Here is a 24,122-nt window from a genome sequence, read left to right as displayed (position 1 = left end):
AATTTCAACGCTATTCAAATTAGCTAATTGTTACAAGGACCACTTTTATAATCAACCAAAAAGCTTCTATTATATAAATTGACATTCAATTCTTTTCTTGTAACATTATCATAAAGTGGAATCTCCCAATATATTTTCAACAGCATATCTCGATTACTATTTTGTTTCTTGCATGCAACAATAGTAGAAACCATAAAATAATCTCGTTGCTTAACTAGTACAGATTGTTGAAATGGTACGCGTAAGACTTTTATTTTTGTATTAGGATTATCATCCCAGTCATTTAATATCATAGTGTTTACTAAAGATGGTTTATCTCCCATATCTGGCGTACTTTCAGGGAATAATTGTGATACATCACCAACAGTAATTGGGATTGAATATAGTTTTGAAACCATATCAACTGATTTAATCAAATCGCCAATAAATTGATCAAACCAAAGTTGATTACCTTTAAAGCGAGTGGCATCGCCTCCAAAGGTTGCATCACTCAAATAATCACCTTGGGCAGCATTCCCAGTTAAACCGTTACCTGAGGACACAAACTTAACAGTCACTGGATCGTCTTTGGAGCCTAAAGTAACGCCAGCATTATCAGCATCATAGATATCACATGAATCTGCTGGCCAAGACTGTCCAGGTGTTACATAACCATTAGAGATTGATCCAAGTATTTCCAGTTGGCTGCCAAATTTGCCACTATTTTCACCAATATTGCCATCTGGAACGGACACTACAACACCAAAATCAAGCCGTTGTAATAATGAGCAATCTTTGCCAATCGTCGTGCGCTTCCAAGTCCACTTCTTTTCATCAGGGTCGCCTAATACTTCAAAAGTGGAGTGTGGTTCGAGAAGTTTGCCAAACCAGTAATCATCAGCATAACGAGCATTCGTAAGCGTTGATAGCTCGAATAGTGGGCCTAACAATGCACTAAGTGAATCATCTAAGCCAAGATCGATTAATGTAGCTTCTCGGGTTTCATGGCGTTGGAGATATAACGAAAGATTTTGATCAACGATTGAAGGACTGGCTTGAGGCCCAAATGGGTGTTGGCGCAGGGCAAAATAAAGCGCTTCAAATGTTCCGGTGGTGTCTTGAAGATCAGCCACAATATCGCCAGTTGTACCTAGGTTGGAATGATATAAATCACCAGACAAGGCAAATGGATAAGTCATATTGCTATAATGCACTTGACCCGCTACATCCATATAGTCATCATACATAACCAAGGAGTTTATGGTCATGGTAGTTGGGGTAGTCATTCCGGCTAATTCAGCAAGTGGTACATTCAAATACGTTACGCCATGTACATCGATTGGGCCGGTAATGCTTGCTCGCGGGCTGAGCAAGGCAACTTTATCAATTCGGGCGATTGGTGCAGAAATCCAACCTGGTGCAACAAAGCGAATTTTGATCGTTTGATTTTGGAATTGCTGAATTGGCAATTGCGCTATCTTCCAGCCATCGTTAAGCGAACGATACAGTTGATTCTGATCGATTCGGGTCAAAATTGTAAAATTGGCTCCTGAAAGCACTTCAACAACCAAATGATGTTGCGCATTGCCATGATCTTTATTGCCAACTTGATAGACAAAGCGCAAGAATTGGCTATCATTGGCAACTTCAAAACCAGAACTTGTAACATGCTGCCAAGTCTGTGACATTTCGATAAATGCATGATCAGGCGAATGGTAGGCTGCTTGTTTTGCCCGCGTTTCACCAGCGATCAGCTGAAGATTATCCAGCCAAGAAGTGGAATAGCCATGGCCTTGATGCCTAAATTGGAGCTTAATCGTTTGGCCTTGAAATTGAGCCAGGCCTAAGCGCGCTTCATGCCAACCATTATTTGGGTCATTGCCATAACCATAGACCGAACCTGCATCAATTGGTGTAACGATTTCAAAACCAGTGCCACTCAACACATAAACCTCAATTACCGAACGCCACCACGCATCAGGGTGTTGGGTTTTATAGTTGAATTGGAGGGCTTCAGTATCGGATAGCACAGTCCAGGCATCGCTGGTAAAGTGTGCGTTATTCCCAGCAAAGCGCACAACCTGGCGATTTGAATCACTTGTTTCGAGCACAAATGGTGTATGTTCGCTGCTCGACCAGCCAGTTAATACGTGGCCTACTTGAACATTATCTAAACGTAAATAGGCAGTATTATGGGCTTCTAAGGTGAATTGAAGCTTAATTGTTTGGTCTTGGAAGCGCTGCAAATCAATCGCCAAAGCTTGCCAGCCTTGATCTGTTGAGCCAAGCAAAGAATTGGCAGGAAGTGGATAGATGATTTCAAAGTTACGCCCACTCAAGATACTGATTGCAACCCGCTGACGTGCAGCAGGATTGTCGCTAAATCCAGCTTGATAATCGAAGCGCACCTGTTGAGCAGTCAGCGGAACAGTAAAATCGAGCGAGGTTAGCTGCATTGCATGGCCATGCAGATAGCCATGATTGCCTTGAGTGGAATCCTGATCAAGGCTAAGCGCTTGATGATTTTGGGCTTGCCAAGCAGGTACATCTTGGACAAGCTTTAATTGTCTCATTTGGCTGATTGGGCGGCCATATACATCATTAATCAACTGGAGCTTGATGGTTTTCCCACGATAGCCAACCAGATCAAGTCGACCTTGTTGCCAGCCTGCTTGACTCGAACCCACAAAACTATGGCCTTGAGGGAACTCAAGAATTTCAAAGTTTTCGCCGCTTAATATCGTTATCAAGAGTCGTCGAGTAGTAGTAGGATCATCAAGATCGCCGAGCAGATATTCAAAATGAATACTGGTTGCCGCAGGTGGTACGGCAAAATCAACACTACTGGCCCTTGTTTGCAGGCCTTCAAGATTGATCAGCGGCTGTTGCGGTTCAGCTAGCACGAGCTGAGTTTGTTCAAAATCAGCGTTTTCAATCACATCAAAGGCCATAAAATCTTGTGCAAAATCAACGTTTAATGGAGTTCCTGAGGGTTGTGCTGCTGTATTGGTTCGCACAAACCTTGCATTTGAAATATCCCAGCCTGGCACAGCCCTATTTAACGTAAACCTATCAATCGAGGTAACTTGAGGATGGTGTGGCCACCAATCGTTGATAATTTTGATTTTGATCGTTTGACCACGAAATGCCTGAATATCAAGCACAGCTTCATGCCAACCATCAGTTAAGCGACCTTTCAAACTCCATTGATCAATGTTGGTTATCGTTGCAAATGATGCGCCACTCAAAATCTCCACAAAAAGCGGCGCACTCCCATCGTGCTGCCAACGCCCAGTACGATAGCGAAACGAAAGGCTTTGAACTTGTTGATTTAGGTTGATTGGGGCGGAAATAAGACTGGCACTTGCCCCAGTAATTACCGCATATGCGCCAATCAAATAATCATTGTGAATTGCAAATTCGCCAAAATCCGATAGCTCCCAATCAGGGATTTCTTGCGTTAAGCGCAGATCGCGCACTTGGGCTGATGGCTGATCAATCCACCACCAATCGTTAATAAAGCGGAGCTTAATCGTTTGGCCACGAAAGGCTTGAATATTTAATCGGCCTGTTTGCCAGCCAAGCCGATATTGGCCCTTAATGCGCCAATTGCTAATGTTGGTAACATCCGCAAAGTTTGCCCCACTCAATACTTCCACGTGCAGCGGGGTCATGCTATCAGCGGTTTTGCGCCCAACTATGTATTCAAACAGCAGCATTTGGCTAGCATCGGGCACAACCAATGCTTCGGTTGTAAAGGCTTGACTGGCATTTTCGATGCTGAATGATTCAGGGCTAAGCGTTGCCAAAATTTCTCGATCACGAGCAAACTCGCAGTTCAAGGGGTAGTTTGTAGGTGGTAAAGCCTGGTTGGTATACTTGACCGAGGCATTTTGCGGCTGATTCGGTGATGGCTCTAACTCAGGTAAATCAATGCTAGTAGTAGGCTCAGGGCATGGATCTGGTTCTAAATCAAAGGTTGAATATTCGGTAGCGGCAACCAATGGCTCGCTTACGGTTGCAGTAAGTTGGTAACTTCCAGTACGCGTGCCTGCATGGTCGCGTACCCAAATTGCATAGCGGCCTGTGGTTGGCGCAAGCGTCGGGCCGATCTGCGGATTCCCAGCGTTGCCACTATTATCATCGCTGGCAATTAAGCGGCCAGCTGGATCAAACAGCGATAATTCACCATTTAACATTACTTCATCCGCAGAGCGCTGCATATTAACGCTAATTTCTTGCTGCGCCATAACATCAAGATAAAAGACATCTTGATCAGTTTTGGGCAAAATGGTCGCAACATTCGAGGTCTGGCCGCTACTCAGCACTTGATAATCATCGGCATCAAGCAGAATATCGTTTAATGCGGCATGCTGAGCGACGGGCTGAACGGTGGACGCGGTTGATTGAACAGCTTTTGAAGGGACGATACCAATCATCATACTACTTACAATCAACATACTCATAACACGGCGTATTGGAATCATCGCAGCCTTCCTTGTGATGTAGAAACTGACAATCGTAGCGCTACAACCAACCCTAGATACACACAGCTCTAATTTTTGGCATCGTAGCCACAGCAATTTGGCAAATTGGCTAAAATGGGCGTAATTTGACTCGGATGAGGTTGCACATGGCTCGTTATAAAAAGTGGTTTTGGGGCATTATGGGCAGCTCGATTGTTATAGTGATCGTCTGCATTGTTGGGCTAAAATTCACCGCTGGTAAACGCAGCACTTATGACTTTGATTCTGCGTATCCATTGGAATTTAGCTATGCGCAGCTTGGCAGCTTAGCAATTAGCCAAAATGAGCTAACGTTAGCAAATCAGCAAAAAGCAATTATTTATTATCCAAATGATTTATCACGCACATATCCAGCAATTATTTGGGGCAATGGCACGATTGCTTCGCCAGCAAAATATGCTGGTTTATTCGAACATCTGGCAAGCTGGGGATTTATTGTGATTGATAGTTATAGTGAAACTACTGGTGATGGTGCAGATATTATTCAAACTCTCGATTATTTAATTGCTGCTAATACAGACCCAGCTAATCCTTTATTCCAAAAAATTCAACTTGATCAGATTGGTGCAGTTGGCACATCGCAGGGCGCAACAGGAATAATCAATGCCTACAATCGCTATCCACAAGGGCAGATGCTCAAAACCTTGGTCACCAATGCGCTGCCACAACAACGCTGGACAGATGAAGCCCACACCTATGATCCAAGCTTAATCGCCGTGCCATGGCTGATTCTCAGTGGAACCCGCGATCTAATTGTCTCGCCTGCTGCGGCCAACCAAGCTAGTTTAGAACAATCAAGTGCCAAGAAGCGCTTTTTGGCACTGTCGGTTGGCGCTGGGCATACCGAAATCGAACATGATGGCGGCAGTTATCGCGGCTATTTAACTGCGTGGCTGCGGGGTTTGCTGGCTGATGATCAACAGGCATTAAGCATATTTGAGCCAACCCATGGCGAAATTTGGGCTAATCCACATTGGACGCATGTTGTGGAGTATTCAAGCGCCAAATAAGCAAAATTGGCCTTACGACAACCAATCAAAGAGTTAACGAGCAAAAAGGCTGCTTTTCGCTTGACACAGAACGCATGTTCTACTATACTCACAGCCAGCATATTTGTTCTAACGTTGACTCACAGGAGGTTCGCTATGGCCATTACAAGTCGCGATCTACGTTCAGCGGAGGTTGTGCGCCGCACGAGACCTACCACTGTCATTACCTTGCCACAAACGCGGCAACGGTATGCGAGTCGCTCGATGTCGTTTGGTGTGCATAACAAGTTTGCCTATGCCATCACCATTATTTTGGCGTTGATTTTGGCCAATGCGATGTTCAGCCCAATTGTCTCGTGGTTCAAAGTTAAGTACGACGATGTAAAATATGGCCGCCCGCGCACCATGCAAACTACCGCCTTTGTTGGCCACGACGAAACCAACGGTTTGCCTTCGCACTTTGTCGCAATGAATATGGAACGCCGAATTGTAATTGTCGAAATGCCTGGTGGCGACCCAGCCAAGGCCCGCACAATTGTTGGCCCATACCTGTTTGGGGCCGGCGAAGACTTAACTCCTGTCAGCCTGCGCTTTGCTGATGTCAATGCTGATCAACGTCTGGATATGTTGGTGAGCGTCAAGCAAGAAGAGATGGTGTATATCAACGATGCCAGCAGCAACCAATTTCGCATGATTACCAGCGAAGAGCTTGCCAAACTGCAACAATAATTTTGAACATTTCAGGGCAACCGAGAGTCAACAGCAAATATGTGAGTATCTACACCACTTCAGAGTCGCAACTGCGGCTCTGAAGCTTTTTAGCCCCAACTTGCACAATCGTTGAAGATTTGCTATACTTGATGACGTTGCTTTAGCAGCAAATCCCTTAGCCGATGTGGCGGAATTGGCAGACGCGCTACGTTCAGGGCGTAGTTCTCGCAAGGGAGTGTGGGTTCGACTCCCACCCTCGGCACCAAAAAACAATCGCGAATATTCGCGGTTGTTTTGTTTTAAACACGCTACATCAGCATGAAACTGCTGTGATAAGATAATGCATATTATTTGTTTAATGCCGAGGTATAGGGATGAAACCACTTAACCTCATTCTTTTTGGCCCCCCAGGTGCGGGGAAATCGACCCAAGCGGCCTATTTGGATAAATTAGCAGCAATCGATTCAATTTCGACTGGTCAACGTTTGCGCCAAACCGTCGAAACTGGCTCGGAATTAGGTCAAGAAGTTGCCCAAGTCATGGCCGCTGGCCGCTTGGTTGATGATACATTGATGAACAAGCTCTTGAATGAATGGCTGCTGACCATTCCCAGCGAGGTTGGCGTGCTGCTCGATGGCTATCCGCGCACATTGAGCCAAGCTCAAAGCCTTGATCAATTGATGCAAGCGATTAATCGCCCGCTTGAAGTGGTGATTGCGCTCACGCTCTCCGATGAAGAGGCAATTCGGCGCTTAAGTGGCCGCCGCATCTGCCGCATCAAAGGCCAGCCCGACCAAATTTTGCATATCAGCGACCAAGCAGCCTTAGACCAATGTCGCGCTAGCGGCGGCCAACTGATCGAGCGCGATGATGATCGACCAGAAACGATTAAACGCCGTTTAGCTGAATACAATGCCAAAACTGAGCCATTACTTCAATTCTATGGCGAACGCGATTTACTGATTTTGATCGATGCTGATGGCACACCAAATGAAGTTTCTCAGGCAATTGAGCAAGCCTTGCAACAACGCTTTAATGGCGCAGAGTAGCACCTAAACATTAATATAACGCTTATTAGCTTTTATCAAAAACGTGCTACACTACATGCAGGTGCAGCAATGCACAAGCTATCAAGGAGGACTTTCAATGGCCAAGCCATTAGCAGTTAGCGATGCCGAATTTGAATCAGCAGTGATTAATTCCGATATTCCGGTTTTGGTTGATTTCTGGGCACCATGGTGTGGGCCTTGCCGCTCAATCGCCCCTGTGCTCGAAGAATTGGCCGATGAATACCAAGGCAAATTGTTAATTGCCAAGGTAAACACCGATGAAGATAGTGGCAACGCCATGAAATTTGGGGTTCAAGGGATTCCTACCTTGATCTTCTTCCAAGGTGGTCAAGAGGTCGATCGGATTGTTGGCGCAGGCCCCAAGAAGATCTACCAAGAACGGATCGAAGCGATTCTTAACCCAGCAACCGAAGCCTAATTAGGCTTGCTCGTAAGCGAAAACAGTACCAATCACAACGATTGGTGCTGTTTTTTATTGCCCAACAATTTTTGCCATGCTACACTGCCAACAGCACGATTACGCATTTTGATGCTTGGAGTTTGCCAATGCGGCGAGCATTCAATCAACTTGGGGCTTGGTTGTATCGGGCGCTGCCTGGGCTTGGCCAGCGTTGGGCCAAACGCTTTGAGGTGCAACCAGTTGAGGCCCAGATTCCATGGACGGCGCTGCGAGGAACGCTGGCGCAACAACGAATTAGTTTAATTACCACTGGCGGCGTGCATCTGCGCAGTGATCCAGCGTTTGATATGCACGATCCGCACGGCGACCCCAGCTTTCGCTTGATTCCTGCCAGTGCTAAGCCCAATGATTTGATGATTACCCACGATTATTATGATCATCGTGATGCTGATCGTGATGTGAATATCGTGCTGCCAATCAGCCATTTTCAACAGCTGGCAGCGCAGGGCACAATTCAGCACCTTGGGCCATGCTACAGCTTTATGGGCCATATCACCGACGAGCACATCGACACATTAATCAACCAAACTGCGCCAACCGTTGCCCGCAATTTACGCGCTGCTGGAATTACGGCGGCAGTGCTGACCCCTGCCTGAGGCATTTGTAACCAGTCCGTGGGACTGATCGCGCGGGTTTTAGAAGCAGCTGGAATTAGTACGGTCAGCTTTTTTCTGCTGGCTGAAATCGCCCAACAGCTTGGCGTGCCGCGTGGCCTGAGCGTCAAGTTTCCCTTTGGCCATGTGTTAGGCGAGCCGCATAACATCGTTCAGCAACAATTATTGATTAAGCATGGTTTGGATCTCTTGATGCATGCCAGCCAAGCGGGCACATTCGTGCAATTGCCCTATCGTTGGAAGCGTGAAGATTGGGCTGGTTTGGCCCAAGCGCAATAGGCTGATTTAGCGCAATCAGACGCACAATAATTACAAAAACATGGTATGATTTTGAGCCATAATCAAGCTTTTGCAACCTAATTAAATTAATGCAACTGAACGGTGGCCCCACGATGGAAGAACGCGATCAAATTGATGCCAGCCTTCAGGAAAATCTCCTATCGTTTCGGATCGACACACTCACGATTTTGGTCTATTTGTGCTTGGGCTTTGGGGTATTTTGGTTTGCCATGTTGCTAACCCAAGTTACTGGCAACCCAAGTAATTATGTGCGCAGCGGCCCACCATGGGCCTTGTTTGCGGTTGGCACAGGCGTGGCATTTTTGGGCTTGCGCTACAACAAAATTCGCTTAGCCCGTGGTGCATTCTTCTTCTCAATTGTCGGCACGCCAACCATTAGTTTGTTTCTACTGCCTGGCACAACCGCATTTATGGCCTACTCACTGGTGCTTGCGGTGATTGTGGCTGGGATTTTATATTCGCCACGTGCACCATTTACCGTAGTTTGCTTAGTTATCATCATCTTTTTATCTGTCGGCTTTGCTTCGGCCACCAATGTTACCAATCATTATGGCTCGATTACCCAATTTATTACCACATTTACGCCACCAATCGTGATTTTAGTTTTGGCAGCACTCACCAGTTGGCTCGCCACCCGCGACTTAGTGGCAACCGTCGAATGGGCCATGGAAAGCCATCGCTTGGCTGAGCGTCGCGCCGAACGCTTGCGAGTCAGTGAGGCTCGCGTAGCCCGCACGCTCTTGGAGCTTGAAGGCGCATATGAGATGCAATCGCGCTTGAACAGCCAACTCCAAGTATTGAATAAAGAGCTAGAAGTGGCGCGGACTGTTGCCGACGAAGCCAACACCTTGAAAACCCGCTTCTTGGCCAATATGTCGCATGAATTGCGCACCCCGCTCAATGCAATCATCAACTTTACCCAGTTTTTGGGCAAACCACGCTATGGCGAGCTAACGGCGCGCCAAATTGAGCTGCAAGAACGGGTACTGGTCAATAGCGAGCATCTGCTTGGGTTGATCAACGACATCTTAGACCTTTCGAAAATTGAAGCGGGACGGATGGAATTGCAGCTCGAATTGCTTGATTTACAGCCGATTTTCAATGGGGTAATGGCCACTGCGGTTGGATTGACTAAAAGCAAGGGGCTGAACCTCGAAGCAGATGTCGAGGAAGAAATTCCGCCAGTACGCGGCGATAAAGTGCGGGTACGCCAGATTCTGCTTAATTTGCTCTCCAACGCTGCCAAATTTACCGATAGCGGGGGCATTACGCTGCGTGCCTTCGAAAGTGATGGCATGGTGCAAATTTCAGTGATCGATACCGGCGCAGGAATTCCTGCTCACGAGTTGCCCTTGGTTTTTGAGGAATTTCACCAAGTTGAGCAGGCTGCTTCGGCGCAACGCCAACAAGGCACTGGTTTGGGCTTGCCAATTAGTCGTCACTTGGTAGAATTACAAGGCGGCACGATGTGGGCTGAAAGCCAATTTGGCAGCGGTTCGAGCTTTAGCTTTACCCTGCCGATTGCCGAAAATCTTACGCCAGAAGTTGTGATTTTTGACCCACAGACGAAACAGACAGCGCTATGATAGACCCAAGATTTGCCCATGTGCTGGTCGTTGAAGATCGCGATGATACGTTTTTTGTGGTGCAAGATCTGTTGCTTGCTGAGGTTGGCGTGCGTTCGTGTGTGCGTTGTCGCGATGGCCGCTCGTTAATTACGATGCTTGATGCACCGACATCGGGCTTGTTTGACTTAATTTTGTATGATATTAAACGGCCTTTACGGGCAGCATTTGCCCAATTGCCTATATTAAGAGTGCATCCAAAATTAATTGGCACGCGAATTGTCGCTTTAACCGCCAATATTATGATCGATGATGTAGAACGAACGCGGAATGCTGGTTTCGATGGTTTTATTGGCATTCCTATCAATCAAGATCGTTTTCCCAACCAAATTTGGCGCATTCTCCATGATGAATGGGTTTGGGAACCACGCTAGCCAACCCAATAATCAGGAGGCCATTTTATGCAAACAATTTGGATGCTCGCCGCAGGCGATTTACTTACCTTTTTATTAACTTCAGCCGCGTTGTGGTGGATCACCAGCATGATCGGCTTAATGGATGAGGAAAGTGGTTATTTGGCGGGGCTTGGCGCACTGATGATCACCATTGGCGGCGCATTATCGTCGTTCAACCGTTTCAGCAAATTAAGCTCTGGGCAAAGTCTGTTTGGTTGGTCGATTGATCTGTTTCAATTTTTAACCCCAGGTTTTGTGTGTTTGGCCTACGCGCTTTGGCATGGCCAGCAAGCCTTGCAACTACGGCGTTCAGCCCAAATTTGGCTAGCGCCAATCCTCACAATTGTTGGGATTCAAGGCTTTACTGCATTAATGCTTGGCCGCCAAGCAGGCCCAAGCAAATTTATTTTGCTGCTGAGCTTCACCAGCATTGCTACGTTTATTGTGATTGGTTTATGCATTCGCCAAGCCCGCTGGCAACGCTTGCGCACGGTCGTTCTGTTCTCAACTGCTTATTTGACGATGATTAGCAGCATGAACATTATTGCCCATAGTTTCAGTGCGCCATCTGAACTCATGGTTTCGATGGTTTTGACCACGAATATGCTGGCAGCGCTCTTTTTTGCTGGGGCTGGCTGGATTTTATATCAAACCACCAAGCGACGACAACATCTGCACCGCGCAATCGCCATGCTTGATGATACATTGGCCCAACCCTTATTAAGTGGTCGGGCTGGGCCAATTCATTAATTACAAGTGATTACGATCGATAAATTCGTCAATAATCCGATTGAATTCTTGGGGCTTTTCGAGGCTGACCATATGCGCCACATCGGGGAAGGCCACATATTGGGCATTGGTCACATGCTCGGCCAGATATTTCGCTGCTTCAACACAATCTGCTTCATCAAGTAAGCCAATAAAAATCAACAATGGCACTTGAATTTCGGCCAATCGACCAATTGCTGGCGGATCTAATGGTTGGGCATCAGCCTCGACTGGTTGATTAATAAAATTTTCGTAGGTCATTGATCGCACAGCTTCATAGACAGCATTATCGGCGCGACCCGCTGGCTGATTTGGCCCATCGGCCCAAAAGCGGGCTTCTAATTCAGCTAATAAGGCCCAATCTTTGGCTTCTTGGGCAGCTTGCATTTTGCCAATTGGCTCCACCAAATCGGGAGGAATTTCTTCTGAGCCAAAGCCGCCCAAGCCGGAGCCAAGCACCACTAAGCCCTTGACCCGATCGGGAAAGCTCAAAGTTGAATCAATCGCGATACTGCCACCGCGTGAATTGCCAATCAAAATCGCCTGATCAACCTTACAATGATCAAGCACAGCCAACAGATCTTGGCGATTGGAAAAACTGACGGCTTCGGTTTTCGAGCGGCCAAAGCCACGGGTATCATAGCGAATCACTCGATATTTGGGCGAAAAATGGGCAACTTGCGCATCCCACATACGCGAATCGGCCACCCCAGCGTGGATAAAAACCAACGGCAAGCCACTGCCCACCGCTTCATAATACAATTCACCACCATCAACAGCGACATAGCCTGTTTCAAGCGTCTGACTCATCAAGAGTCCTCCACATACAATCAATATTAAGTTTAGTATAGCCGCACAATTGTTCGTTTTCTAGCGCCAAAAGACTGATATTTCAACCAATTTGCTGAGTTTATGGTACGATCAAGCTAGAACATTTTAGAACAGAAAGAGCTATGAACGAGACAAGCGCATTACAAAGCGATCTGTTGGCGTGGTTTCAGGCCAATGGACGCGATTTACCGTGGCGACGCACCCGCAACCCCTACTATATTTTGGTGTCGGAAACGATGCTTCAACAAACCCAAGTTGATCGGGTTATTCCCAAATATGAGGCTTTTTTGGCGTTGTTTCCTACCGTCGAAGCCTTGGCTAGCGCCTCAACCGCCGATGTCATTCGTTCGTGGCAAGGCTTGGGCTACAATCGGCGGGCGGTTAATTTGCAACGTGCAGCCCAAGCGATTGTTGCTGCTGGCTATCCCACCGAGCCTGCTGGCTTCCCCGATACGCCCGAGGGCTTGCGCAATTTGCCAGGCATCGGCGCTTACACCTCGGGGGCGGTGGCATGTTTTGCCTTCGAGCGTGATGTGGCGTTTCTTGATACCAATATTCGGCGCGTCGTGCGGCGCTTGTTGGTTGGCCCCGAAGATGCAGCGCCTGAGACCAACGAACAAACATTGATTGATTATGCCAAACAATTGATTCCGCCAGGCCAAGGTTGGGCTTGGAACCAAGCAATTATGGAGTTGGGGGCCTTGATTTGCACCGCAGCCAAGCCCCAATGTTGGCGCTGCCCGCTCAATCAGCATTGTCGGGCTTATGCGATCTGGCGCGAGGCCAATACCCAGCTCGATATGTGGCAACCGCCAGTCATCAAGCCCCGCAAAAAGGCTGCAGAGCAACCGTTTCATAGCTCCAACCGCTATTTTCGTGGGCGAATTATCGATGCACTGCGGGCGCTTGAAGCACAACAAAGCCTCGATTTGGCACGTTTAGGGCCGCAAGTAAAGCCAGATTGGATGGGCAACGAGGCTGATCTTACCTGGCTCGCCAAGTTGGTGAGTGGCCTAGCCCAAGATGGCTTGTTAATTTGGCAACACCAGCCTGAGCATGATTTAGCGGGTTGGAGCGTGCGACTGCCAGCCTAAGCAGGTGAAGGAGTCGCTACGATACGTTGCGAAAGTATTTCAGTGATTATGGCTAAGCAGGAGTATCCTAAACCCATAAACAAACGAGGCCACGTGAAGCACCATCACTGCTGGACACAATCGTCAGAGCAATTCTGCTCAACGAAGATGCGACGCTTCACAGCCTAGTTTCAGCAAAGCCTTCATCCGAAGGCAAGCAGCGTCCAAATATCGCCGTTGGCTCGATTCATCCAGTGGTTAATGCTAGGCCATTCCAACCACCTGAATCAACAACAAAGCTTGAGGGTTAGCCGTCGCAATGCCTGAACCGAGTATCAACCAGCGCTCAACTGGTTCGCAAACCTGAAGCTGGGATACTCATTCGGTTGACACGAGAGCTTGATATTTGCAGCACTGTTGCTACCAAGCTTGGTAGCTTGTTGAGCTAGGATTCTCTGATTGCCGGTCTGCGGCCAAGGCCCTCCTTTCCACGATCGCTATCGTGGTGCTATTGGCCAATATGGTGCCGGACGTTCTGGCCTTGATCGTTGACTGTTGCCGTGACTTGGCACCCCATGGATGGCGCAAATTCCACCGCGCCGCCTGCTAAGCCAGCAACGGTGTAGACACCTCCTTCCGCCGCACCTTTGCCCAGCGTCCCCCTCGCTGGGCAAAGGATTTTTAGCCGCCTAAAAGATCAAGTTGCTCTTGTTCAAGTTTTACATTCTGGGCCAGCATTGCAGCAATCAAGGCTTGGCAATCGGCAAGCAACGGGTGTTTTTGGAGTTCAGTGAGGTTTTGGCGTTCTTTTTGATTTAATGGTTGGCTCGCATTGGGCATCCGTTCAAAAATAGTTGGCTCAGGTTGCCATAACCGAATTTGCGCAATGTGTTGGCGTAAATGGGCCAAGATGCGCAAGCCACCTACGTCGTAATCACCCCAATGATACCAACCGACGCTTGGCAATGCGGTTGCTAACTTGACCAGAAATTGGCAAAGACTTGGGCTCGCAAAGCCACCTGTATAGATCAGCATCGCTTGGGGCTGACGGACAAGCATACTGTGAAAACTCGTTAAATTTTCGATTGTAATAATTTCGCTACAGCTTGAATCGAGCACCGTAGCTTGGCGTAAAATTGAGCTAGGCAAGCCCAAACTTGGTCGAAAATTACCCAATTCGAGGATTTTTTGATTCAAACTCAACCGCACATCACCAGCAATTAACACATATTCTGGTACTTTTTCCAGCCCAAATGCTTGTAACAAAGCGCGGTCGTCATCGCCAAACTGCTTAGCTTGGGGCGCAAATTGGCGCAAAATTCGCAAAACTGCGCCTTCTAGCTCGCTAAATCGTTTGCTCTGGCGAAGCCAACGAACACTAAATAAGCGTTCTAGCATTGGCGTTTCTAATTGAGTTAGCCCATAAACTGCCCGTAGCAGATCGCGATTCCAAGCAGGGTTGGTTATATCAAGCGGTTGGATTGAGCGTTGTTGAATTAATTGCTGTTCGAGCCACATCAACCACTCAGCAAACCAAGCCTGTGGGTTCACATACTCGGCCAACAATGCGCGCAACGCCTGCTCTTGCTCGGCCAAAGGCTGACGCTTCAATAAATGATAAAGCGGCACAGCCTCAAGCAAATCGACAGCTTCAAGCCAATTATGCTCTTCCCATTTGCGCCAATGGAGTTTAATGACCTGCGTTCGCGCCAATTCAAGCAAACAACTATTGGTTTGTTGGCGTTCATCAACCTGCTTAGGGTCAAAATAGCGCTGAAATTTAGCTGATTTAATTTGGACACGATTAACCCGCTGACGATCGCGTTGCTCATGTTGGTCAAGCAATTGCTGCAAAATAGCAGTGCTAGTTTTGTTCAGATTCAGCATTCAGCGCCTCTAGACGTGCTGCATAATTACGATATGGCTCAACCAAAACTCGCTGTTGCTGATCTTTCAAGCTCGTTAAAACCAAGGTTGTGCACATTTTTGGCACCAGATATTCGCAGCGTTCAATCGGTGTAGCAGTGATAATCTGCAAGCCAAAATGATGGAAGAGATCGAGGGTCGAGCCAATCCGATCTTGATCCATTTTTGAAAATGCCTCGTCGAAGGCCACAATTCTGATGGTTGAGCGTTTGCTGCGTTCGCTAATTTTATACAGTTGCACAAACGATGCTGCAATCGTCACATAAAATGGCGTTTGAGTTTCGCCACCTGAAGTTTGACCCATAATCTTGCTCAAACGAGAGCGTGTACCATCACGATCAATTACATCAATATCGTAGCTTAAATAGCGTCGATAATCGGTAATTTGAGCTTGTTCAAGCTTTTCTTGGTCGGTTAATCCAGGCTGAATCAACAATTGGAAAAAGCGATCAAAGGTCGCCTTATGTTGTTGATAAAAGTCACTATCTTGAATAATTTCACTGGTCACATTGGCTGATTGCTCGATTAGTTGATAAAAATCACGGAGTGAATCGGCAACTTCATAGCGAAAATGATAACGCTGGCCATTAAAATCTAAGCCTTGTAAAGCATCGTTAATCCGATCAAGTTCAGCTTTAGCGCGGCCAATATTTTCGCGTAACTTGTGTAAAACATGTTCACGTAGCTCTGTTTCAGTTTCGTGTTTTGCTTCAGCAATTTTCTGCCCGAAATTGGGCAAATCTGTAGCTTCTAATTCAGCTTTTCTGGTTTGGAAGCTCGTTTGCTCAATAACGGCCAGCTCACGCGCCCCAAAATCGCGATTATAGAGTAGAACTTGTTCACGCAAAGCTTCTTGGCGATTATTGAAGCGCGTATGATAGCCGCGACTCTGTTGCTCAGCGGTTTCTTGCAAACGGCTAAATTGCGCAGCTTCAGTATTTTCACGCTGAAAATCGGCGCTTGCATCCTCAATTTGGTTGGGATACTGCTGCTGCGTATGATCAAACAGGCTTTGAGCATTCAATAATTGATGGTTATCTTGTTGAATTTGTTGTTCAAGTTGGTTGATTTTAGTTTTAAAAGCACCATTTAGCTCATTAAAGCGGCTAATATTTTTAGAATATTCATCATACATTATTTGCAAACGTTTAACTTCTGCTTCAAGGGCAGCTACGCCGCTGGTATCAATGCTATCGTGATCTTGTTGTAATTCTACAAGCGTTCGTTGTAATTCACTCGCATCAAGTTCTTCCGCAAAATATGAATCTAAGCCTAATAAGATTTGTTGTAATTTTTCAAGTTGCTCAGAATATTGACGTTGACGTTGTTGTTCAGGACGTAATATCGCTAACTCTGCTTGGATTTCGGTTAATTGCTGGCGGCGACTTTCGATTTGCGAGCGTTGTGCGCGTTCGCCGATAAACCAAGGCCGAAATTTGCGCGGATCGATTGAACGAGCCGTCCATTCTTGATACACCATCACTTCAGCGGTAATTGCTCGCCGATGTTGGCGCAAATCTTGAACACGTTCGCACGTGATAATATCGCCTAAAATCGCTGCAATATATTTATCAATTAAACCTGTTTTGGCTTTAACTTTCGTTGCCAATGATAATGGTCTTGCTGGGCGAGTTTCGGCGCTTGCTTGCTGCAAATCAACCAAGCCCACATCATAGAGGCGTTGTTTATCACGTAACTGATCAAGCAAATCGAGTGCTTGACTATAATATTTAGGTTCAACAATAATATTGAATCGGCGCTGACCAAGCATTGCTTCAACAGCATCTTGCCAATGTTGATCAGGAATTTCTAAAAGCTCACAAAGCAAAAACAGTTCAATCTTTAATTCTTGTTTTAAGTAGTTACGCACATTTTCCACATTTTGTGGATAATGATTTTGGCGATTTGATTGTTCAAGGCTCGCAATTTCCTTTTTTAAGCTGCTTTCTTGTTCAACTAAGCGCGCAATCGTATCATCAGTTCTCGTCAGCGCTTGGATTTGCAGTTTTAAAGCAGATCCGGTAGCCACGTTTTGTTGCTGGAGTAAAGGAACAATTTGCTGCGCTTGGGGAATATGCTCAGGCTGCTGCAATAGATTAACTAAATCTTGCTCAGCAATTGCTGGTAAGGTATTCAATAATTGAGCAATTTGGGTCAATTTTGCTTGGAGCTGCCGCCAGCGTTGGTTAATTTTTTGAATTTGTTGCTGCAATTGCTGAATTTCGTTGGCAAGTTGTTGTTTACGCCGTATAACATCCGATTGACTTAATTGAACTTGAGCCTCAACTAAGGCAGCTTGGGCATTTTGTTGCAAACCAAGTTGTTGTTCTAAATCAGTCTGATTCAATTCGTAATCACGGCGGGTATCGATTAATCGTTGTTGGTGTTGATTAATCTGTTGTTGAATTGCCGCAACGTTGTAATGCGCCGCTAGAATTTCAAATTTCCCTTGCAAATCACGAAATCGTTTCGCTTCATCTTGGGTTTTGATAATTGCATTGAGGCTTTTTAATTGATCTTCGACTTGTTTGGCTTTACGTTCCAAATCGCGAAGTCGTTCAACAACATTTTGCAAGGTATTCACATCAAGCGAATTCGGCTCCAACAACCATTGTTCAACAAACTCACGAATATTACGAATTGGCTGGAAGGTCAGGGCGCGCAGAAATAAATCGAAAAAGCGCTGATTGAGGCCCCCAAGTCGATTCAGCAGCTCCGCCTGATATTCGCCGATTTGCTCGAAACAAGTAAAACTTGATCGATTGCGGGCCAATTTCTTAAGTTCGCTGCGGGTAGTTTCTTTGCCCTGATTAACAAACAGGTCAGGATTAAGCTGACCATCAGCAATAAAAAAAGTTCTTTCAAGACTCTGGTTGATGGGCCGGGCTTCGATACAAACCCCGCTGATAAAGGCTTGATGCTTCAGATCGTCAGTCCACTCTAGCACCACATAGCCAATCGTATTGCCAGGCCGCAGCCAATGTTGCTCGCCAATTTTGCCGCGCACATAGCTATCGAGCGAACGCTGCGAGCGATCTTGGGCGGCGCTGTTAAACCGTACTCGCCCCAAATCGGCCACGAGCACAAGTTGCAACGCATCAAGGATTGATGATTTTCCAGAGCCATTATGGCCAGCCAAATACAAACTATCCTGCACATCTAAGACATGCCGATCGAAGCGATGCCAATGATACAAAAAAATTCGACTCAGCTTAATCATGCTTGCTCCTCGTCTGAACTGCTCGGGCGTTGATATTCGGCTAGGCGTTCGGCCAAAGCGGCGATGCCGCTAGCAGGAACAATCACCTCAAGGGCTGGCAATAATTCAATCACTGTCTCAGGATCATTGGCTCTCAGCACCGTACTTTGCGGGGCACGAATTAATTTAAGTCCATTGAATAGACGTAAAGCGCTATCGAAAACGCCTTTTTTACGAATAGCTCGATTGGGGAAAAACTCACTATAACGGGTATAGAGATCACTTACCGTCGTAGTAGGATAGCGCGTCAAACTCGGATTAAGGGATTCATATTGTTCAGCGTAGATCAAGCGCAATAAGAGCAACCAGAGGGTTTCCTCTTTATCAAAGCGGCGGCGATGGCTGCCATCACGATGAAAGACATGAAAAATATGTAAATTTTCAGCGTAATGCAGTTCCCAGCCTGCGACCGCTAAATAATCACGCACCAAATCGATGCGGCGCACTAACCAAGCAAAAATCCGCCGATCCTGCTCATCTTCACGCCAAATCAGACCATCGCTGAGCAAACGCCGCACACTATCGGCAAATAATTGCTGTTCGGTTGATGAAAGTTGGCTATATTCTTCAGCAAAATTAACTAAACTCATGCTGGTTGCTCCGTTGAAACCCGCCGCACCAAAAAATCGCGAAAGCCCACGCCATCGTGCTCAACCCACACACCATCATCAATTGGCTCAATTTTATAGCCCAGCGAGCCATCACCATATGAGCGCAAATAGATAATTAATGATAAATCGTCAATACTTTCAAGCTCAATCTCTGAGCCACGCCGTTGCTCGGCATCGCCCAACAGTTGTAAGGCATAACGGCGCACTCGATCGCGGCTGATCGAACGGCGCAATTGGCGCAAGGTAGCGGCCTGTGCTTGTTCAATGTCTGCCTCGCTAATTGGTATATAGCTATCAGCCTGACTTTCAAAAGGGACAGCCGCGCGCGTTGGCGCAGTTAACGATTGCTGATCGGTTAGTTGAACCTCGTAAATATTCAATAGTTCGCTAATTTCTGGGCTGGCTTGGGCATAGGCTTCAGGATTAGGTAAGATCTGGCTCAAAATACTGTGGAGTTGGCCGCTGGTGCTGGTGCTAGCACTGAGAAATAATTCGATATTGCGCACTGCCGAATCAACAAATTGGCTATGACGAAGATCAATTACCCTAATTAATTGATCAAGTTGCTCAAAATGACTACGAATTGTTTCAATTTGCTCGCTTAATCGATTGTAGGCTAGTTCAAAACTAGCAGCCTCGCCGCGACTAACCAAATGCTGCGCCGATAGATCGATGAGATTCGTGCGCTCGATTTTGTGCAAAAATTGTAAAATTGCAGGCCGATAGCGCGAAAGGTGGTCGGAGGTGCGCAACTGATGATAGGCTTGATCGACAATATCTTTGCGATAGCTGCCAAACACATGTTCAAGCACATCTTTGGTTTTGAGGGTTTTGAGCACAGTTTGAATGTGCAAACCAATATTGTGTTGCAATTCTTTGAGCGCTTGAGTCAGAAAAAGCGTTTGGTCATAGGCATTCGAAAGCCGATCGTGCGGCGCATCGCCAGTGCAGGCTTTTTCGAGCACATCGTGAATGCCACAAATCATGCCACGCAAATGTTGGCGCTGTTTGGTTGCAAGGTCTTCAAAGAGTTGCAACAGCCGAAAGGCATAATCGGGCAAAATAATCGCCGAGGAATAATCGCTTTGTTGCTCGAAGCGCAGCCAACCCCAAGCCCGCAGCGAGCGCAAAATCGCCGAAGCATGATTATTTTGCTCAAGCTCCGATTCTTCTTCGTGGGCATCGCTAGTCAGCACTTCAGCGTTCGGTTGCTCTAATTGTTGTTCGACGAGGCTTAATGCTCGTTCACGGCTAAGCGGTTGCGATTGTTGTTTGGTGGCGGCAAACAGCGCTAGCAACACTTGGGTATAAATTGCAGCCCCAGGGCTAGCGAGTGGGCGAAAAAGATTGGCAGGAATGGTCTCGAACAAACTCATGGTAGCACGCATTTCTTTGGCGGATGCATGGTGAATCCATGACCAAGTGAGGATTAACTAATCATAACAAGCTTTCCCCACTCTCGCAAGCAGCCACTTCGTAGCAAAATTCTCAATCTTGACAAAGCATAACGCACTGCGTATAGTTAGTTTGTGTACGGACTATTTGCCCACAAGGGATCAGATGTCAGGGGCTAGGAGTCAGGAATAAACATTAGGGGCAATGCACAAATAATGATTTGAGAACTCATTCGTGCGCTTCGTGTCCTTCGTCGTTAAAAATTAATCGATTCGCTGTTCTTCATCAAGCTTACAAGGACGTAGCATTGTGGAAGCGCACTATCATTTGTGTTTTCAAGTTGGGCGCGTAGCCCGCCAATTGATCAGCCACTACAATCGGGTGTTGGCTCCCTTGGGGCTGACCACCGCCCAATACTTCGTTCTCGTAGCCATGAAGCCCGATGAAGCTCCAACCATGGGCGAACTTTCCAGCCGCACTTATCTCGATAATTCAACCCTAACGCCAATCATCGACCGCCTTGAGCGCGATGGCTGGCTCGAACGCATGCCCGACCCCAACGATCGGCGCACAACTCGCATCCAATTAACCAGCAGTGGTTTGGAGCGTTTGCCCGATGCTCGCCAACGTGGCGATGCGGTCGAAAACGCTATGCGCCAGCAATTGGGCGATCCGTTGGTCGATTTGTTGACCGATGGATTGCGTAAGGTTGCCCGAATCGAACTTTAATTGTTTTTCCAACCCTGGAATCAGCCCCAAAGAGCTGCAAAACCTCGCTGATTACAGTTGATCGTTTATTAAATCGCTTCCAACCAGAAAGAAAGGTGGTTCAATGACGTACCGCATTCAACGGGCAGTAGTAATTGGCTCAGGCACTATGGGTGGTGGCATCGCAGCCCATCTGGCCAATGCTGGCGTTCGCACCGTGTTGTTGGATATTGTGCCAAACAGCTTAACGCCCGAAGAAGAGGCCAAAGGGCTTTCGTTGCAAAGCAAAGCCGTGCGCAATCGGGTTGTGCAAACTGGCTGGGATCGGGTGGTCAAGAGCAGCCCCGCCGCGCTGATGAATAAAAAAGCTGGCGAGTTGGTACAACTTGGCAATCTCGAAGATGATTTTGCCGTAATCAGCGAAGCCGATTGGGTAATTGAAGTTATCGTTGAAAAACTCGAACCCAAGCAGCAGCTCATGGCCCGCATCGACGAAATTCGCAAAGCTGGCAGTATTATTTCATCAAATACCAGCGGGATTCCGATTCACAAAATTGCTGAAGGCCGCTCGGACGATTTCAAAAAGCACTTCCTTGGAACTCACTTCTTCAACCCACCCCGCTACCTCAAATTGCTCGAAGTGATTCCAACTCCTGATACCGATCAAGCGATTATTGACTATATTCGCAGCTTTGGCCAAGAACGCTTGGGCAAAGGCGTGGTTATCGCCAAAGATACGCCTAACTTTATCGCCAACCGCATCGGCACCTTCGGTGGCGCATATGCCATGAAATATATCGTCGATAACGGCTACACAATCGAAGAAGTCGATGCCTTAACCGGCACCTTGATTGGCAATCCCAAATCGGGAACCTTCCGGCTTGGCGATTTGGTCGGGATCGATGTGATGGTTGGGGTTGCCCACAACCTCTACAATCTCGTGCCCGATGATGAATCACGTGATGCGTTGCTGGCTCCGGCTCCGGTTCAAGGCTTGATGGAACGTGGCTGGCTCGGCCAAAAATCTGGCCAAGGCTTCTATAAAACCGTCAAAGGTGCGAATGGCAAGGAATTTTGGGTGCTCGATTGGGAAACTGGCGAGCATCGTGCCCCGCGTGAAGTTGATTTGCCAATCATCAAGCAAGCCAAAAAACAAGGCAATTTGGCTGCCCGCTTGCGCTTCTTGGTCAATCAAAGCCAAGATCGTGGTGGTAAGTTGATTGCCGACACCTTGCTGCCATCATTGGCCTATGCTGCGCGCCGCGTGCCAGAAATTAGCGACCATCTCTACGATGTTGATAATGCCTTGCGCTGGGGCTTTGCCAAAGAGATGGGGCCATTTGAAATGTGGGATGCAATTGGCCTCGCCGATGGCGTGAAGCTGATGCAAGAACGCGATATTCATGTGGCTGATTGGGTGCTTGCATTGCTTGAAAAAGGCCATAGCTCGTTCTATCAAACGGTTGATGGAACCAAACAAGCATACAGCCCAGTCACTGGCGAATATGAAGCCGTGCCAAGCTCCGACTTGAAGCTTGACCTTGATGAATTGCGCAACGCTGGCAAAGAAGTCGCCCGCAACGATTCAGCTAGCTTAATCGATTTGGGCGATGGCGTATTGTGCTTTGAATTCCATTCCAAGATGAACGCGCTGGATAGCGAAATCACTGAAATGGGCTTCAAAGCCTTGGAATTGCTCAAAGACGAGCGTTGGACGGGCATGGTCGTTGGCAACCAAGGCTCAGATTTCTGCATCGGGGCCAACATCTTTATGCTGATGATGGCTGCTCAAAACGATCAATTTGATCAGCTTGAGCAAATGCTGAAAACCTCGCACGACCTGATGCAAGGCATGCGCTTCTCTCCCAAGCCAATTGTGACCGCGCCATTCGGACGGGTGCTTGGTGGTGGCGCTGAAGTTTCGATGCACGGCTCGCGCATGTGTATCGCCGCCGAAACCTACATGGGCTTGGTCGAAGTTGGGGTTGGCTTGATTCCTGGGGCTGGCGGGGTCAAAGAATTTGTGCGTCGCGTCATCTCTCCTGCAATCAAATTGGCTCCCGAAAGCGACCCAACGCCCTATCTGCAACGAGTGTTCGAGCAAATCGGCATGGCCAAAGTTGGCACTAGCGCCTTCGAAGCCCGCGATCAAGGCTTTGTTACCGAAGCCGATCGAATCGTTATGAACGGCGATGAGTTGCTTGGTCGCGCTAAGCAATTTGTGCTTGATTTGGCTGCTGCTGGCTTTACCCCACCAGCCCGCGAAAAGCTCTATGCCGCTGGCCGCGATGGCTTGGCCGCAATGCGCGTCGGCGTGTGGATGATGCAACAAGGCGGTTATATTTCCGAATACGATGCCTTTATTGGCAACAAACTAGCCTATGCCATCGCTGGCGGCGACCTCAGCAGCCCGCAATGGGTTGATGAAGAGCATTTCTTGGCCATGGAGCGCGAAGTGTTCTTGGCGCTGTGCCACGAACCAAAAACCATGGAACGCATCATGTTTATGTTGCAAAACAACAAGCCGTTGCGGAATTAGCAACGGTTGGGGTTGGGGATCGGTAATGATCCCCTCACCCCCCAGCCCCCTCTCCCACTGAACGCGGGCGAGGAGGAGCCGACCCTTGTTTCCCAACGAATTGCGCAAAAACCATGGTGTTAAAGCCCCTCGCCCATCGGATGGGAGAGGGGTTGGGGTGAGGGGATCTTAACAATCGACCATTTTAAGCCAGCCCCCTCTCCCACTGAACGCGGGCGAGGAGGAGCCGACCCTTGTTTCCCAACGAATTGCGCAAAAACCATGGCGTTAAAGCCCCTCGCCCATCGGATGGGAGAGGGGTTGGGGTGAGGGGATCTTAACAATCGACCATTTTAAGCCAGCC

General features: G+C 47.5%; 18 protein-coding genes and 1 tRNA gene. 13 read left to right on the top strand and 6 right to left on the bottom strand.

Going from position 1 to position 24,122, the window contains the following annotated elements:
* Positions 1 to 23: 23 nt before the first annotated feature.
* Positions 24 to 4,466, bottom strand: a complete 4,443-nt coding sequence (locus tag ACFMKP_RS21190; RefSeq protein ID WP_382294842.1) for a hypothetical protein — start codon at positions 4,464 to 4,466, stop codon at positions 24 to 26.
* Positions 4,467 to 4,612: 146 nt separating this feature from the next.
* On the opposite strand from ACFMKP_RS21190, the gene ACFMKP_RS21185 reads away from it, so the two are divergent.
* From ACFMKP_RS21185 to ACFMKP_RS21140, 10 genes are all read left to right on the top strand, one after another.
* Positions 4,613 to 5,515 (top strand): alpha/beta hydrolase, encoded by a 903-nt coding sequence (locus ACFMKP_RS21185; protein ID WP_382294840.1) that lies wholly within the window; start codon positions 4,613 to 4,615, stop codon positions 5,513 to 5,515.
* A 135-nt stretch (positions 5,516 to 5,650) separates the two neighbouring features.
* Positions 5,651 to 6,223 (top strand): hypothetical protein, encoded by a 573-nt coding sequence (locus tag ACFMKP_RS21180; RefSeq protein ID WP_382294838.1) that lies wholly within the window; start codon positions 5,651 to 5,653, stop codon positions 6,221 to 6,223.
* A 160-nt stretch (positions 6,224 to 6,383) separates the two neighbouring features.
* A tRNA-Leu gene (locus ACFMKP_RS21175) sits at positions 6,384 to 6,470 on the top strand.
* Between the two features lie 109 nt (positions 6,471 to 6,579).
* Positions 6,580 to 7,254: an adenylate kinase family protein gene (locus tag ACFMKP_RS21170; protein ID WP_382294836.1), complete on the top strand. Its 675-nt coding sequence runs from the start codon at positions 6,580 to 6,582 to the stop codon at positions 7,252 to 7,254.
* Positions 7,255 to 7,351: 97 nt separating this feature from the next.
* Entirely contained in the window at positions 7,352 to 7,693 is a 342-nt protein-coding gene (trxA, locus tag ACFMKP_RS21165) for a thioredoxin (protein ID WP_054532876.1), read from the top strand.
* 44 nt (positions 7,694 to 7,737) lie between these two features.
* Positions 7,738 to 8,331 carry a glycine/sarcosine/betaine reductase selenoprotein B family protein gene (locus tag ACFMKP_RS21160; RefSeq protein ID WP_382294835.1) on the top strand — a complete coding sequence of 198 codons (594 nt, stop codon included), beginning with the start codon at positions 7,738 to 7,740 and terminating at the stop codon, positions 8,329 to 8,331.
* 18 nt (positions 8,332 to 8,349) lie between these two features.
* Complete coding sequence (locus tag ACFMKP_RS21155) at positions 8,350 to 8,628, top strand: hypothetical protein (protein WP_382294833.1); 279 nt, start codon at positions 8,350 to 8,352, stop codon at positions 8,626 to 8,628.
* 113 nt (positions 8,629 to 8,741) lie between these two features.
* Positions 8,742 to 10,235 (top strand): ATP-binding protein, encoded by a 1,494-nt coding sequence (locus ACFMKP_RS21150; protein ID WP_382294831.1) that lies wholly within the window; start codon positions 8,742 to 8,744, stop codon positions 10,233 to 10,235.
* Positions 10,232 to 10,648 (top strand): response regulator, encoded by a 417-nt coding sequence (locus ACFMKP_RS21145; protein ID WP_204753961.1) that lies wholly within the window; start codon positions 10,232 to 10,234, stop codon positions 10,646 to 10,648. The genes ACFMKP_RS21150 and ACFMKP_RS21145 overlap by 4 nt, the downstream gene beginning before the upstream one ends.
* Positions 10,649 to 10,675: 27 nt before the next feature.
* The gene (locus ACFMKP_RS21140) at positions 10,676 to 11,419 is read left to right on the top strand and encodes a hypothetical protein (RefSeq protein ID WP_382294829.1); all 744 of its coding nucleotides are present in this window, start codon (positions 10,676 to 10,678) and stop codon (positions 11,417 to 11,419) included.
* Here ACFMKP_RS21140 and ACFMKP_RS21135 read toward each other — a convergent pair whose 3' ends face one another.
* On the bottom strand, positions 11,420 to 12,247 hold the full coding sequence (locus ACFMKP_RS21135) for an alpha/beta fold hydrolase (protein WP_382294827.1): 828 nt from the start codon (positions 12,245 to 12,247) through the stop codon (positions 11,420 to 11,422).
* 143 nt (positions 12,248 to 12,390) lie between these two features.
* Between ACFMKP_RS21135 and ACFMKP_RS21130 the strand changes: the two genes are divergently transcribed.
* On the top strand, positions 12,391 to 13,362 hold the full coding sequence (locus ACFMKP_RS21130) for an A/G-specific adenine glycosylase (RefSeq protein WP_382294825.1): 972 nt from the start codon (positions 12,391 to 12,393) through the stop codon (positions 13,360 to 13,362).
* 660 nt (positions 13,363 to 14,022) lie between these two features.
* Here ACFMKP_RS21130 and ACFMKP_RS21125 read toward each other — a convergent pair.
* The 4 genes from ACFMKP_RS21125 to ACFMKP_RS21110 are packed head-to-tail and all read right to left on the bottom strand — an operon-like array spanning position 14,023 to position 20,513.
* The gene (locus tag ACFMKP_RS21125) at positions 14,023 to 15,228 is read right to left on the bottom strand and encodes a Wadjet anti-phage system protein JetD domain-containing protein (protein ID WP_382294823.1); all 1,206 of its coding nucleotides are present in this window, start codon (positions 15,226 to 15,228) and stop codon (positions 14,023 to 14,025) included.
* Positions 15,206 to 18,487: an ATP-binding protein gene (locus ACFMKP_RS21120; protein WP_382294821.1), complete on the bottom strand. Its 3,282-nt coding sequence runs from the start codon at positions 18,485 to 18,487 to the stop codon at positions 15,206 to 15,208. The genes ACFMKP_RS21125 and ACFMKP_RS21120 overlap by 23 nt, the downstream gene beginning before the upstream one ends.
* Positions 18,484 to 19,116, bottom strand: coding sequence for a DUF4194 domain-containing protein (locus ACFMKP_RS21115; protein WP_382294820.1), 633 nt, complete (start codon positions 19,114 to 19,116; stop codon positions 18,484 to 18,486). The genes ACFMKP_RS21120 and ACFMKP_RS21115 overlap by 4 nt, the downstream gene beginning before the upstream one ends.
* Complete coding sequence (locus tag ACFMKP_RS21110; RefSeq protein WP_382294818.1) at positions 19,113 to 20,513, bottom strand: Wadjet anti-phage system protein JetA family protein; 1,401 nt, start codon at positions 20,511 to 20,513, stop codon at positions 19,113 to 19,115. The genes ACFMKP_RS21115 and ACFMKP_RS21110 overlap by 4 nt, the downstream gene beginning before the upstream one ends.
* Before the next feature lie 328 nt (positions 20,514 to 20,841).
* Here ACFMKP_RS21110 and ACFMKP_RS21105 point away from each other — a divergent pair, with 328 nt between their 5' ends.
* A complete protein-coding gene (locus ACFMKP_RS21105) occupies positions 20,842 to 21,261 on the top strand; it encodes a MarR family winged helix-turn-helix transcriptional regulator (protein ID WP_054532864.1) in 420 nt (139 codons plus the stop codon).
* Between the two features lie 103 nt (positions 21,262 to 21,364).
* Positions 21,365 to 23,779 carry a 3-hydroxyacyl-CoA dehydrogenase/enoyl-CoA hydratase family protein gene (locus ACFMKP_RS21100; RefSeq protein ID WP_382294816.1) on the top strand — a complete coding sequence of 805 codons (2,415 nt, stop codon included), beginning with the start codon at positions 21,365 to 21,367 and terminating at the stop codon, positions 23,777 to 23,779.
* The last annotated feature ends 343 nt before the right edge of the window (positions 23,780 to 24,122 follow it).

This window comes from Herpetosiphon sp. NSE202, assembly GCF_042688385.1.
GTDB lineage: Bacteria > Chloroflexota > Chloroflexia > Chloroflexales > Herpetosiphonaceae > Herpetosiphon.
The sequence above is the reverse complement of the archived record's forward strand: the minus strand, read 5'-3'. Positions and strand labels throughout refer to the sequence as shown.